The organism is Brevundimonas sp. Leaf280 (genome assembly GCF_001422455.1).
Lineage (GTDB): Bacteria > Pseudomonadota > Alphaproteobacteria > Caulobacterales > Caulobacteraceae > Brevundimonas.
In genome coordinates this window covers 219,955-234,078 of record NZ_LMNC01000001.1, presented here as the reverse complement: position 1 = coordinate 234,078, position 14,124 = coordinate 219,955, and the positions used below count along the sequence as shown (strand labels likewise).

The following is a 14,124-nucleotide window of genomic DNA, read 5'->3' as shown; positions in this document are numbered from 1 at the left end:
ATGAGCGCAGGCGGATCGAAACGGCGGATCGCGGTCATGGATCGCTGGCTGATCGGCCTGGCGCGCCTGTCGACGGCCTCGCCGACGCATCGCCTTTTGATCGGGATCGGCATCGCCCTCGCGGGTCTGGCGATCCGGGCGGCGGCGGCGCCGCTGTATGGCGAGGTCACCGGCTTTACCATCCTGTTGCCGGCGGTGACCCTGGCCGCTCTGGCGGCCGGCTGGACCGGAGCCTTGACGGCGCTTTTGGTCTGCACCTGCGGCGGCTGGGCGATCGTCGCGCTGACGGCAACCGGCCGGGATGGCGTGCTTCACGCCATCGGTGGTGCGGCGACCTGGAATTTCGTTCTCGTCGGCCTGTTCATCGCGGCGGTGGGGGCCTCGCTCCGCAAGGCCCTGTCGCGGCTGAGTGAAAGCGAGACCCGGTTCCGCGAACTCGCCGATACCGCCCCCTCGCCGATCTGGCTGCTGGACGCCAAGGGCGAGTTCGAGTTCGTCAACGCCGCCGTCTTCACCCTGCATGGACTGGACATCGAGGCGTTGCGCGAGGGCGGCTGGAAGACAGCCGTTCACCCCGACGATCTGAAGACCGTAAAGGCGGCCGAGAAGGCCGGCGCCGCTGATCGCAAGCCCTTCCAGATGGAGGCGCGCGTTCAGGGGCAGGACGGCGTCTGGCGCTGGATGCGGGCCGTCGTGCGTCCGCGCTTCGATGGGCAAGGCGCCTTCGTCGGCTATGCCGGCATTTCGTTCGATGTGACCGAAACCCATGAGGCGCTGGATGCGGCGGCGCGCGCCGCGCGACGTCAGGCGTTCCTGCTGGACCTCAGCGACCGGCTCCGCGACCTGACCGATCCCGAAGACATCATGGCCGATGTGGAGAGCACGCTGGGGGCACTGCTGGATGTCGAGCGAGTGGGCTATGGCGAGGTGGACCAGGCGGCGGGCGTCGTCTCCATGAGCCGCGACTGGACCGCCGGTGTCGAAAGCGCTCAGGGTCAATTCAGCCTGAACGCCTTTGGCGAAGGCCTGATCGCCGACCTGAACGAAGGCCACACGATCCAGATCTCGGATGTGCGCGATGATCCTCGCACGGCGGCGGTCGCCGACGCCTTCGACGCCATCCAGACCCGCGCCCTGGTGCGCGCGCCGCTGATCCGCACCGGACGTTTGCGCGCGTTTCTCTATGTCCATTCGGCGACGCCGCGCGACTGGACCGAGGCGGAGGTCAGCCTGGTCGAGGAAGTCGCGGCGCGCACCTGGGCCGAGGTCGAGCGCGCCCGCGCGGAAAACGAGACCCGTGAGAGCGAACAGCGGTTCCGCGCCATCGCCGACACCGCGCCGGTGCTGATCTGGGTCACCAACCAGGATCGCACGCGCGCCTTCGTGAACCGCGCCTATGTCGATTTCCACGGCTCGGACTACCAGACCGTCCTCAACCTGGATTGGCGAAGCGCGCTGCATCCCGAGGATCAGGCGCGCATCCTGGCGGAATCGATTAACGGGGAAGCGACGCGCGAGCCCTTTTCGATGGAGGCGCGCTATCGCCGTCACGATGGCGAATGGCGCTGGCTGAAGTCCTTCTCCCGTCCCCGTCTGGCCGGTCAGGAGGTCGTCGGCTTCGTGGGCGTGGCGTTCGACGTGACGGACATGCGCACGGCCCAGGCGCGCCTAGAGGAATCCGAGAACCGCTTCCGCACCGTCGCCGACAGCGCGCCCGCCCTGATCTGGATGAGCGACGACGCCGCCCAGATGGTGTTCGCCAACAGGCGCTACCGCACCTTCTTCGGCGTCGAGGCGGACGCGCATCTGCCCGACAGTTGGAGGCGACTGATCCATCCGGACGACGAGGGGGTCTTCGCCGCCGCCTTCATGCGCGCCTTCGAGGCCCGGGATCGGTTCGAGGCGCTGACGCGGATCAATCATCCAACGCTCGGCCCGCGCTGGCTGCGGACTGAAGGCGTGCCGCGCTTCGACGCCTCGGGCCTTTTCCAGGGCTATGTCGGCGCCTGTCTAGATGTGACCGACGCCAAGCGGGCCGAAGACGACCTGAAACGCATCAATGAACTGCTGGAAGAACGGGTCGACGAGGCCCTGATCGAAAAGGCTCAGGCCGAGGCGCAACTGGTCCATGCCCAGCGGATGGAGGCGGTCGGGCGGCTCACCGGCGGGGTCGCGCACGACTTCAACAATCTGCTGACCGTCGTGATCGGGGCCTTGGACATCATCCTGCGCAGCGAGGACGCGGCCAAGCGCAAGAAGCTGGGCGAGGCGGCGCTGGCGGCGGCCCGACGGGGTGAGAGCTTGACGCATCAGTTGCTGGCCTTCTCGCGTCGTCAGGCTCTGCGACCCGAGCCGATCGATCTCAACGCCCTGATCCGCGAGAGTGAACCGCTGCTGCGCCGGGCCGTCGGCGAGGCGGTTGACTTCAAGGTCAAGCTGAAGCGTGGCGGCGCGCCCGCCAATGTCGATCCGGCCCAGTTCGAAGCCGCGCTGCTGAACCTGATCGTCAATGCGCGCGACGCCTTGGGCGATGTGACCGGGGCCAAGGGCCGCCAAGCCCGCATCACCGTGCAGACGCGGGCCTGCACGGTCGAGGCCGGACAGATCGCCGAACTGGCGGCGGGCGACTATGTCTGCGTCAGCGTCGCCGACAACGGCGAAGGCATGTCGCCGGACATCCGCGACCGGGTGTTCGAACCCTTCTTCACCACCAAGGGCGTCGGCAAGGGGACAGGCCTGGGGCTGAGCCAGGTCTATGGGTTCGCGCGCCAATCGGGCGGCGGCGTCCAGATCATCTCCGAGCCGGGACGTGGGGCCGAGATCTGCATCTTCCTGCCGCCTCTGTCGGCGGAAGACGCCGCAATGACGTCCAGTCTGGTCGCCGCCGATGGCGTCCCCGTGGTCGAGGGCGGGCGGATGTTGCTGGTGGAGGACGACGCCGGCGTCGCCGCTATCGCGCTCGACATCCTGGAAGGTTTCGGGCTGGAGGTCGACTGGGCCGAGACGGGCGACGATGCGCTGAAGTTCCTTCAAGCCGACGACTTCGATCTGATGCTGACCGACATGGTGATGCCCGGCGGCATGAGCGGGATCGATTTGGCGCGCGAGGCGGCGGCGCGCTGGCCGGATTTGCGGATCGCCCTGACCTCGGGCTACGTCGGCGAGGACGTGGATGCGGTGCTGGCCGACACGATCTGGCCGCTGCTGCGCAAACCATATTCATCGGACCAGTTGCGCGCCCTGCTGGAACGCCTCAGCGCCGCGACGACGAACTAACGAAGCGGGGACCTGACGGCCAAAGAAAAACGCGCCGCAGCGATGCGACGCGTCGATCTGTTTGGAGCCGCAGCTGGATTTAGCGGCGAGCCTTGCGGGCGGCGTAACGGGCGTCGCGCTTGGCCTTTTGCTCTTCCTTGGTCAGTTGCTTGCGCGCCTTGCGGTCGGCGCGTTTTTCCGCGTCGATCTCTTCCTGGGCGGCGAGTTCGGCGGCCAGACGAGCGGCTTCCTTTTCAGCCTTTTCACGACGCTGCTCGGCCTTGGCCAGCTCGTGCTGCTGACGTAGAGCTTCCTTTTCGGCGGCGCGTTTTTCAGCCAGACGCTCGAACTCGGGATCGGGCGCGGCGGCCTTGGGCTTGAATTTGGCGAGCAGGGCCTTCTTGGCCTCTTGCTGGGCGGTAATGCGGTCGGAGAATCCGGTCTTCAGATCTTTCATGCGAAAGCGTCAGGGTTCCTTGTGAGCGACCAGGGCGGTCGTCGGGGGTCAGGCTGCGCCACGCACGGCCTGAAGCGGGGCGCACAAAGCCGATAAGCGCGCGAAAATCAAGGTTCGCAGCCCGCAAATCGGCCTGATGCGTCATTTGGAGCGTCGCGGCGGCGTGGCCGCAACACTTCGTTCAGATAGGCGACGCAGCCCTGATCGCAAGCACTGCGATAAGAGCGTGCGTCGACCGAACTCGTCTTAGTTCGGCTTTTGCGCCTGACCGACAGCCGTCCCGGCCGCACCGCCCACGGCGGCGCCGACCGGGCCGCCGACGACCGCGCCGGCGATAGCGCCGCTGGCGGCCTTCTGTTCGATGGTCGCGCCGCAGGCGGACAGGGCGATGGCCGCCGCAGCGGCTGCGGTCACGGTGATAATTTTTATCATGGGCTTCTCTCCAAAGGCCACGCTTGAACGCGAACGCGGCATAGCGGTTCCTGGCTTGGGCTCTAGTTGCGCCGACGACCACCGCCACAATTCTAAACAGATTTGTTTGTTCCATTTAGTTTGCTGCGATGCAGCATATCTATACATAACAAGTTCAACTGTTAATGGATACAGTATTCGTCCTATAGATTTATCCAGTCTTGCCGTTTTGCAGCCACACGGGTCGCCACGACTGAAAAATATCTACTGAATTCGATGCGTTAACCATCGGATTGCAAATCGAACACATTGAGGCCATAAAAGGCTGGCTAAAGGCCCGTCCTCGACGCCCGGGCCACTGAGCCGAGCGCCGGAATTTGCAGGCTGGACCGCGACCGCAGTGGGTCGCCTGGCTGGCAAGACTACCCCGGGGGCCGCGTTTCTCGCCCTGCTGAACAGGACTATCTCGTTGTCGCATTCCTCGCAGACGCGCGCCATTTTGCGCGCCGATCGTGTGGCCAAGATCAAGCCCATGACGGCTGCTGCAGCCTTTGGCGGTCTGTTGGGACTGGCGATCGGATGCGCCTATCTAGGCGGCACGACGGCGCGCGCGACGACGCTGCGCGCCCAAGCCGAACGGATTCAAGGCGCCACCGCCGCCGGTTTCACGGAAGAAGCCCTCGCCGCCGCCGCCGGCGGCCTCGACGCCAGCGCCCTGACCATTGCGCGTCGTCATGATCCCTACACCAGCGCGGGCTCGGCCCAGCGCGATCGCCAGGCCGAACTGCTGGCCGCCCGTCTGGAACAACTCCGCGCGCCCGGCGACCCCAACCTTCGCCGCGCCAGCCTGACCGCACCGACCGCCGCGCCCGCCTTCCGCGTCGCCAACGCCCTGGACGCCAGCCGCGATCTCGATTGCCTGACCCAGGCCGTCTATTATGAAGCCCGTGGCGAGGGCGCCGACGGCATGAAGGCCGTGGCCCAGGTCGTACTGAACCGCGTGCGCCACCCCGCCTTCCCCAAGACTGTCTGCGGCGTCGTCTTCCAGGGCGCGGCGCGCAGCACCGGTTGCCAGTTCTCCTTCACCTGCTCCGGAGCGATGCGCGGCCGCGTCAACCAGGCCGCCTGGAACCGCGCCAGGACCGTGGCCTCGAACGCCATGTCGGGGTCGGTCTTCTCGCGCGTCGGCAATGCGACCCACTTCCACACCACAGCCGTGACGCCGGGCTGGCGTTCGTCGCTGGTGCAGGTCAGCCAGGTCGGCAGCCATCTGTTCTATCGCTTCGGCGGCCGTTCGAGCACCGGCGGTACCTTCACCTACGCCGCCCGTCGCGCGGCGCCGGCGGACCAGCCGCGCCTGATCCAGGCCGGCCTCAACCCGGTCGAAACCGCGCGTCAGGCCGGACAGGCGGTCGCCTATTCGATGGTGCTGGCGCAGGAAGGTCGCGCCCTGCCCGCGCCGGCGGCCCAGTCGACGACGTCTTCGCCTGCCGCCACGCGCGCCGCCGTGTCCCAACCGGCTTCCCGCCCTGCGCGGGCGAACGAGACCTCGGCCAAGACCGACGTCGCCGAAACGGCCTCCAGCCCCGCTTGATCGGCGGAGGCCTACAAGCCGTCAGAGCGCGTCCAGGCCGATATCCAAAACGGGCGCCGAATGGGTCAGGGCGCCGACCGAGATGACGTCCACACCCGTCTCGGCGATGCCGCGCACCGTCGTCAGATCGACCCCACCCGAGGCCTCAAGCACGATCCGCCCAGCGACGCGCGCCACGGCGGCGCGCAGGTCGTCGAGGCTGAAGTTGTCCAGCATGATGACGTCGGGCGCCGCGCCCTCGTCGATCAGGGCCAATACGGCGTCCAGCTGATCCAGCCCATCGACCTCGACCTCGACCTTCATCAAATGCGGGGCGAAGGCTTTGGCCCGCCGCACCGCCTCGGCAACGCCGCCACAGACAGCGACGTGGTTGTCCTTGATCAGGATGGCGTCATCCAGACCGAAGCGATGATTGATACCGCCGCCGCAGGCCACGGCGTGCTTTTCCAACGCGCGCAGCCCGGGCGTGGTCTTGCGCGTATCCGCGATCCGCGCCTTGGTCCCGGCGACGGCTTGAACATAGGTGCGCGTCAAGGTCGCCACGCCGCTGAGCCGTCCGACCAGATTAAGCGCCGTCCGCTCGGCCGAGAGGAAGGCGCGCGCGTCGGCCTCGACAACCACCAGCACTGCGCCCGCGTCAAAGGCGTCGCCGTCTCTCAATCTCAAATCGACCGAGGCCCTGGGGTCCATGGCCAGCACGGCCAGACGCACGCAGTCGATGCCCACCAGCACGCCAGCCTTCCTCGCCGCAAAGGCCGCCTTCATCCGCGCACCCTCAGGGATGCAGGCCATGGCGGTCACGTCGCCCGCCCGGCCCAGATCCTCGGCCAGGGCCATACGGACGACGGGTTCGATCAGGACATCGGGAAGTCTTCTCATTCCGCCGCCTCCAACGCCGCCGGGTATGGCATCCGCACACGCGTATGCACAGCGACCCCGTCCGTCTGCGGATAGTCCGACCGGTAGTGCCCGCCCCGGCTCTCATGCCGGTCCAGCGCCGCCTGAGCGATGAGCCGCGCCGCTAACAGAACGGCCGCCGGCCCGTACTGGCTCTCCAGCCGGTCGATCAGGGCGATCAGGCCCGACAGCCCCTCTGCATCACGCACCACACCCGCATGCGCCGTCATTGCGGTCCGCAGTTCGGCCATCGCTGCATCCGGCAAATCAGGCGAAATATCAGCCGTCAAGGCGCGGCCGCCCCCGACTTCCTGGGCCGCCGACATGCCCGCGCGCCGACCGAACGCCGCCGCTTCCAGCAGGGAGTTGGACGCTAGCCGGTTGGCGCCGTGAACGCCGGTCGCCGCGCACTCTCCGACCGCATAAAGGCCCGCAACCGTCGTGCGGCCGTCTGCATCGGCGGCGATCCCGCCCATGTGATAGTGGCACGCCGCCATCACCGGGATCGGGCTGACGCGCGGATCCAGGCCGGCGCGCATGCAGGCACCGAAGACGGCGGGAAACGCGTGGGGAAACTCGTCCCCGATCGCCGTGCGTGCATCCAGATAGGCCCCTCGCCCGTCGGCGCGCGCCGCATGGACCGCTCGCGCCACCACGTCGCGCGGCTTCAGATCGGCGTCGGCCTCGTCGCCCAATAGAAAGCGCCCCTGACCATCGATCAGTCGCGCGCCTTCACCCCGCAAAGCCTCTGTCGCCAGCGGCGCGGGGTCCAGTCCCACGTCGATGGCGGTGGGGTGGAATTGCACGAACTCGGGATCGAGAATTTCCGCCCCGGCTCGCGCGGCCAACGCCATCCCCTCGCCCTTCAACGCCGCTGGCGTCGTAGTCGCCGCGAACAGACCACCCGCCCCGCCTGTGGCCAGCACCACCGCCGTCGCCGTGATCTCGACTAGGCGGTCGCCACGCATCACAACCGCCCCGACTACTCGGCCGTCGGCGTCCTGAAGCAAAGCCTTCAGCCGCGCGTCGTCCCAGACCTCGATCAACTTTTCAGCCCGCACCGCCGCAACGACAGCAGACAAGATGGCTCGGCCAGCGCCGTCGCCGCCGACCCGGGCCACGCGAGGAACGGAATGAGCCGCCTCCAGACTGACCACGAAGCCGCCGTCCGCATCCTGATCGAACGGCGCGCCCAGGGCCGCCAGCCACTCCACCGTCTCACGCCCGGCGTCGGTCAGGGCGCGCGCCGCGACCGCCTCGACCAGACCCGCGCCCGCCGCCTCGGTATCCTTGGCGTGCAATGCGGCCGAATCCTGCGCCGTCAGCGCCGCCGCCATCCCGCCCTGCGCCCAGGCGGACGAACAGGCGTTCAGCAAGGGCTCGGGCGTCACGACGAGAACCTTCGCGCCGGTCTTGGCCCCCTCCAGCGCGGCCGACAGCCCCGCCAGGCCCGCCCCGACGATCAGAGGTCCGTCATGCCGCATTCGGTTCATCGTCCAAAGCCCAAGTAGTTGAGGCCCAACTGCACCGCGCCGGCCGGATCACCCCCCGTCATCGGCATCAGCGCGCCGACGGCCGCCGCCGCGCACACCGCGAGGGTCAGCAGATAGAGCGCCAAGCTCTTGGCCGCCTCGGGCCAGCTCAGCGTGCCCCAGGCCGCACGCCAGACGCCGCGCTTCAGATGGCTGAACACCGACAGGGCCAGGAAGGCGGCCAGAATGAACCGCCCGGTCGTCAGCCCCCACCAGACCACCGCCACGCCAATGACCAGCAGCACGATCTGCTCCAGACGCGGATGCACACGCGTCAGCACTGGGCCTAGAGCCTTGGACCCATCCAAAGGCGGCGCCGGTACAAGGTTCACGAGATTGAGCATGGCGATGAAGAAGGCGCCCATCAGCCACTCTCCCTGCCCCAGAACCGTCCAGACCCCAACGAAGGGAATCATCGCCAGCAGTCCGAAGGCCGGTCCGGCCAACGATACCAGAACCCCGTCCCACTCGCTTTTCGGCTCACGCCGCGCCTTGGCCAGGCCGCCAAGGAAGGGGATGATGTAGATGCGGGCCGGCCCCATGCCGAGCTTGTTCATCACCAGAGCGTGACCCGCCTCATGGACGAACAGCCCGATCAGCACCGCGCCCGCCACGATGGCGCTGCCCGTGATCCACCACAAGAAGCCGCCCATCAGCGCCGTGGAAAGCATCGCCCACACCAGGCTCTGGTCCTTCTCGACCGGCGCTTCGGCTGCGGGCGCCGGCGCGGTTCCACGCGCCGATGTCGTTTCGGGTTTCGCGTCCCAAGGTCCCGGCGTGCGGTGGGGCGTCTGATCTGTGGTGTCTGTGTTGCTCATGGCGTCCAGATGGGCGCGGACGACCGTCCCGTCGCCGGGACCGATCGCCGCGTCACGCTCAGATCAGCTCCACATCGACGTGGTGGCGCGCCTTGACCAGGTCGTAGCGCACGGGAATGGCGGGCGGCGGCAGGTCGATCATTCGCTGCACCGCCAGGCGTCCACGCTCGATCATGTCGGCCGGAACCGTCACCTCGAACTGCATGTGCAGCAGGCAGTCATGGATGTTCTGAAGCGTGATCCGCTTCATGTGCGGGCACAGGTTGCACGGGCCGATGAACTGCACGCCCGGCACGTCGCCGGCCACGTTCGAGGCCATCGAACATTCGGTGATCATCACCACCTGTTTGGGCCGGCGCGCCTCGACGTAGTCGGTCATCGCCGCCGTCGAGCCGGCGAAGTCCGCCGCCGCCAGCACGTCTTCGGGGCATTCGGGATGGGCCAGGATTTCGGCCCCCGGATAGGCGGCGCGCATCTCGGCGATGTCGTCCACCGTGAACCGCTCATGCACCTCGCAGCGACCTTTCCAGGCGATGATGCCGACCGTCGTCTGGGCCGCGACGTTGCGCGCCAGATATTCGTCGGGGATCAGGATGACGCGGTCCACGCCCCATTCCTTCGCCGCCCACTCCACCACCTGAACAGCGTTGGCGGACGTGCAGCAGATGTCGGTCTCGGCCTTCACATCGGCGGTGGTGTTCACATAGGTCACGACCGGCAGACCGGGGTAGCGCTGCTTGATCAGCCGCACATCCGCCCCGGTGATCGATGAAGCCAGCGAGCACCCGGCGCGCAGGTCGGGGATAAGCACGGTCTTCTCGGGCGACAGGATCTTGGACGTCTCGGCCATGAAGTGGACGCCCGCCTGGACGATCACCTTGGCGTCCGACCGCGCGGCCTCCTTGGCCAGGCCCAGGCTGTCGCCGACATAGTCGCCGACCCCGTGGAAGATCTCGGGCGTCATATAGTTGTGGGCCAGGATTACGGCGTCGCGCTCGCGCTTCAGCCGGTTGATCTCGCTGATCAGGCGCGCCTGTTCGGGCCACTCCAAAGGCGTGACGTGGTCCTTGACCTTGGCCCACACCCCGGCGGTTTCCCGCGCCAGCTCTTTCGTCAGACCAAAGGCGCCGTCAGCCATGATCATCTCCATACCCTTATGCTCACATTTAGCATAAGCAGGCGCAATGTAGGCCTATGCGGGCGCTGTGCAAGAGGAAATGCATGCCGCCTCCTATCCGCCACCGAAGACAAAGATTTGCAAAAACCGTTCCCATTTCGGCGAATATCGCCTAGACGGCAGCCCACTTCTTTGCTTCCAAGCGCCTATCCGCAGCATTTCCATGCAGGACACCATCCGCCGCATCCTCACCGCCCGCGTCTATGACGTGGCGGAGGAAACGCCCCTCGACCCGCTGCGCCGCCTGTCGGCCCGGCTCGACCGGCCCGTCCTGCTGAAGCGCGAGGACTTGCAGCCGGTCTTTTCGTTCAAGATCCGCGGCGCCTACAACAAGATCGTCGGCCTGTCGGAGGACGAACTGTCCAGGGGCGTCATCTGCGCCTCGGCCGGCAATCACGCGCAAGGGGTGGCTCTGGCGGCCGCACGTCGCGACATTCCCGCCACCATCGTCATGCCCACCACCACCCCCGGCATAAAGGTCGCGGCCGTCCGCGCTTTGGGCGGCGAGGTGGTCCTGCACGGCGACAGTTTCGACGAGGCCTATGCCCACGCCCGCCACCTGGAAAGCCAGACCGGCGCGGCGTTCATCCATCCCTTCGACGACCCCGATGTCATCGCGGGCCAGGGCACGGTGGGCCTCGAGATCGCCCGTCAGCACGCCGACCCGATCGAAGCCATCTTCGTGCCCATCGGCGGCGGGGGCCTGGCCGCCGGGGTCGCCGCCATCGTCAAATTCCTACGACCCGAGACCCGGATCATCGGCGTCGAGCCGGTGGATGCCCCGACGATGAAGTCCGCCATCGACGCCGGCGAGGTGGTGACCCTGAACGAGGTCGGCCTGTTCGCCGACGGCGTCGCCGTGCGTCGAGCCGGGACCGAGACCTTTCGGCTGTGCAAGGATCTGCTGGACGAGATCGTGTTGGTGGACACCGACGCCATCTGCGCCGCGATCAAGGACATCTTCGACGACAGCCGCGCCATCGCCGAGCCCTCGGGCGCCGTGGCATTGGCGGGGCTGAAGGCTTGGGCCGCCGCCCACCCCGGAAGCGGCAGTCTGATCGCCATCAACTCGGGCGCCAATCTGAACTTCGACCGGTTGCGCCACGTCGCCGAACGGGCCGAGATCGGAGAGGGCGCCGAGGCGCTGCTGGCCGTGGCGATGAAGGACGACCGCGACGACTACCGTCGATTCCTGGACAGTCTGGACGGTCGTTCGGTCACCGAGTTCAACTATCGCTGGTCCGGCGACGGGCAGGCGCAAATCTTCGTCGGCGTGGCCCTGCGAAACGGTCCGCACGAGCGCGACGACCTGATCGCGGCCCTGCGTTCGGGCGGCTACGCCGTCGAGGACATGAGCGACAATGAGACCGCCAAGCTGCATGTCCGCTACATGGTCGGCGGCCGCACTGTCGGCCTGCTCCACGAACGCATCCTGCGCTTCCAGTTCCCCGAACGCCCCGGCGCCTTCCTGCGGTTCCTGAACAGCCTCCAGCCCGCCTGGGCCCTGACGCTGTTTCACTATCGCAACCACGGCGACGACGTCGGCCGGGTGCTGGCGGGCATCAGCGTACCGCCCCGGGAACAGGGCCAACTGACCGCCGCCCTGGCCGATCTGGGCTACCCTTACGTCGATGAGACCGCCAATCCGGCGTGCCGGCTGTTTCTGGACGGCGCATGACTACGTAGCGCCGCCTTAACGGGGTGTTTGGGGAACGGGGCGCATAAGCGCGGGCCTACGGAGCCCGTCATGTCTGCGTTCAATCGCCTGTCCATCGCCCTGAAGCTCGCCGTCGTGGCGGGGCTCGCCATCGGCGCCTTGATGATCGTCGCGGCCATCGGCGTGACGGCCTATTCCGGCGCGATCGTCCGCGACATGGCGGGCCGGTACGCCGAAAGCGCTGCGCAAGAGGCCTCGCAAGAAATCCGCAACGAGATCGTCTCGGCGGGCACGGGCGCCAAAACCCTGGCGGCAACCCTGGGCGCCGCACGACAGACGGGCCTGACCGACCGCGCCGCTTATATGGCCCTGGTCAAGCCGAACGCCGAAGCGACCGATCAGGTCATGGGCGCCTGGTTCATGGCCGCCCCTGACGCCGTCGGCGCCGACGCCGCCCACATTGGTGATGCGGCGACCAGTTCGAACGTCAACGGACGACTTTCAGTCTATTGGGTGCGCCGCGACGGCCAGATTTCCCTGGAACCTGAGGCAGACGGCTCGGACTTCGAACAGGCCTATTACACCGAGCCGATGGCCAGCGGCGCGCCGGTCGTGGTCGAACCGTACGAAGAGAACATTGGCGGCGGCAAGGTCGCGATGACCTCGGTCGCCTATCCGGTGCACGCCAACGGCCGCATCATCGGCGTCGCGGGCCTGGATATCACCTTGGCCAACCTGTCGCAGCGTCTGGCGGCGATGAAACCGCTGGGCACAGGCCGCGTGACCTTGGTGTCGAACAAGGGCGTCTGGGTCGCCCATCCGGACGCCGCAGTGCGAGGTCAAGCCTATGCGGACGCTGGCGCGGACATCGTGCGCAACGTCATCGCCAAACGCCAAGCCCAGGCGGTCGAGGGCGTCAGCGTGAACGGCGAGCCGGTTCGACGTCTGGTCCAGCCCGTGATCCTGCCCGGCCAAAAGGCGACCTGGGCCGTCGTGCTGGACATCCCCGTCAAGACGATCGAGGGCCCGGCGCGGCAGTTGGCCTTGATGCTTCTGGTCGGCGGCGTTCTGATCATCGCCGCCATCATCGTCGCCCTTCTGATCACCAGTGACCGTCTGATCCGACGCCCACTGGCGCGTCTGACGGCCGATGTGCAGACCATGAGCGATGGACGCTATGACATCCCCGTGGCCGGCGCGGACAAGGCCGACGAACTGGGCCAGATTGCGCGGGCGCTCGAAGGGTTCAGGATCGAGCTTGCGGACGGTCTGACCCGTCGCGACCAGCAACAGCGCGAACGTGCGGCCGCCGAGACAGATCGTCGCCGGCACGCCGAAGAGACCGAGCTTTTCGCCGCCTCGCAAACCCGCGCCGTCGAGACTTTGGGCGAAGGTCTGTCGCGCCTCGCCGCCGGCGAACTGGCTTGGCGGATGCCGGAGGCGGGCTTCACCGCCGACACGCGTCGCATCCCGGAAGATTACAACGCCGCCCTGCATCAACTGCACACGACGATGACTGGCATCTGGACCACGGCCCAGTCGATGCGCGGCGGATGTCAGGACATCGCAGCCGCCGCCGACAGCCTGTCGCGCCGCACCGAGCAGCAGGCCGCCGGTCTGGAGCAGACCGCCGCCGCGCTGGACGAGCTGACGCAGACGGTGCGCAGCAGCGCCGAAAACGCCGAGCGCGCCCGAGACATCACTCAGGCCGCTCAGGCGGCGGCCGATAAGGGCGAGGCCGTCGTGCAGGACGCAATCGGCGCCATGTCGCAGATCGAGCAATCCTCGACCCAGATCAACCGGATCGTCGGCGTCATCGACGAGATCGCCTTCCAGACCAGCCTGCTGGCCCTGAACGCCGGCGTCGAGGCCGCCCGGGCCGGGGAAGCCGGACGCGGTTTCGCCGTCGTCGCATCCGAGGTGCGGGGCCTGGCCGAACGGTCAGCCAGCGCCGCAAAAGAGATCAAGGCGCTGATCGCCCTGTCGCAAAGCAATGTGCAGCGCGGATCCGACCAGGTGTCGTTGACGCGCGATAGCCTCAGCGCCATCGCTGTCCAAGTGGCGGAGGCTAACGCCCTGGTTCGCTCCATCGCCGCCGCGACGCGCGAACAGTCGGTCGGCATCGGCGAGATCAATATGGCGATCAATCAGATGGACCAGTTCACGCAGCAGAACGCCGCCATGGTCGAGGAATCCACAGCCGCCAGCCACGCCCTGACGAACGAGGCCGGCGAACTGGAGGGTCTGATCAGCCGCTTCGACCTGGGTCAGGCGGCGCAGTCGAGACGCGCCGCCTGATCAAGCGACGGGCGCCACATTAGAGCCC

The 14,124-nt window shown here is 67.5% G+C and carries 10 protein-coding genes; 4 read left to right on the top strand and 6 right to left on the bottom strand.

Annotated features, from left to right (window positions below):
* Positions 1-36 precede the first annotated feature (36 nt).
* Entirely contained in the window at positions 37-3,276 is a 3,240-nt protein-coding gene (locus ASF31_RS01130) for a PAS domain S-box protein (RefSeq protein ID WP_235551209.1), read from the top strand.
* Between the two features lie 79 nt (positions 3,277-3,355).
* Here ASF31_RS01130 and ASF31_RS01125 read toward each other — a convergent pair whose 3' ends face one another.
* Positions 3,356-3,712 (bottom strand): DUF6481 family protein, encoded by a 357-nt coding sequence (locus ASF31_RS01125; RefSeq protein ID WP_055752926.1) that lies wholly within the window; start codon positions 3,710-3,712, stop codon positions 3,356-3,358.
* A gap of 246 nt (positions 3,713-3,958) precedes the next feature.
* Positions 3,959-4,144 (bottom strand): hypothetical protein, encoded by a 186-nt coding sequence (locus ASF31_RS01120; RefSeq protein WP_055752925.1) that lies wholly within the window; start codon positions 4,142-4,144, stop codon positions 3,959-3,961.
* Between the two features lie 448 nt (positions 4,145-4,592).
* Here ASF31_RS01120 and ASF31_RS01115 point away from each other — a divergent pair, with 448 nt between their 5' ends.
* Positions 4,593-5,717, top strand: coding sequence for a cell wall hydrolase (locus tag ASF31_RS01115; RefSeq protein WP_082464944.1), 1,125 nt, complete (start codon positions 4,593-4,595; stop codon positions 5,715-5,717).
* Between the two features lie 21 nt (positions 5,718-5,738).
* Here the strand turns inward: ASF31_RS01115 and nadC are convergent, their stop codons facing one another.
* Genes nadC through nadA form a run of 4 tightly spaced genes read right to left on the bottom strand, consistent with a single transcriptional unit; the run spans position 5,739 to position 10,102 of the window.
* Positions 5,739-6,596: a carboxylating nicotinate-nucleotide diphosphorylase gene (nadC, locus tag ASF31_RS01110; RefSeq protein ID WP_055752924.1), complete on the bottom strand. Its 858-nt coding sequence runs from the start codon at positions 6,594-6,596 to the stop codon at positions 5,739-5,741.
* Positions 6,593-8,107 (bottom strand): L-aspartate oxidase, encoded by a 1,515-nt coding sequence (locus ASF31_RS01105; RefSeq protein ID WP_055752923.1) that lies wholly within the window; start codon positions 8,105-8,107, stop codon positions 6,593-6,595. Before ASF31_RS01105 ends, nadC begins: the two co-directional genes overlap by 4 nt.
* Entirely contained in the window at positions 8,104-8,964 is an 861-nt protein-coding gene (locus ASF31_RS01100) for a metalloprotease (RefSeq protein ID WP_055752922.1), read from the bottom strand. Before ASF31_RS01100 ends, ASF31_RS01105 begins: the two co-directional genes overlap by 4 nt.
* Before the next feature lie 58 nt (positions 8,965-9,022).
* The gene (gene nadA / locus ASF31_RS01095; RefSeq protein WP_055753331.1) at positions 9,023-10,102 is read right to left on the bottom strand and encodes a quinolinate synthase NadA; all 1,080 of its coding nucleotides are present in this window, start codon (positions 10,100-10,102) and stop codon (positions 9,023-9,025) included.
* Between the two features lie 202 nt (positions 10,103-10,304).
* Here nadA and ilvA point away from each other — a divergent pair, with 202 nt between their 5' ends.
* A complete protein-coding gene (ilvA, locus tag ASF31_RS01090) occupies positions 10,305-11,819 on the top strand; it encodes a threonine ammonia-lyase, biosynthetic (RefSeq protein WP_055752921.1) in 1,515 nt (504 codons plus the stop codon).
* Positions 11,820-11,888: 69 nt separating this feature from the next.
* Entirely contained in the window at positions 11,889-14,096 is a 2,208-nt protein-coding gene (locus ASF31_RS01085; protein WP_055752920.1) for a methyl-accepting chemotaxis protein, read from the top strand.
* Positions 14,097-14,124: the final 28 nt, after the last annotated feature.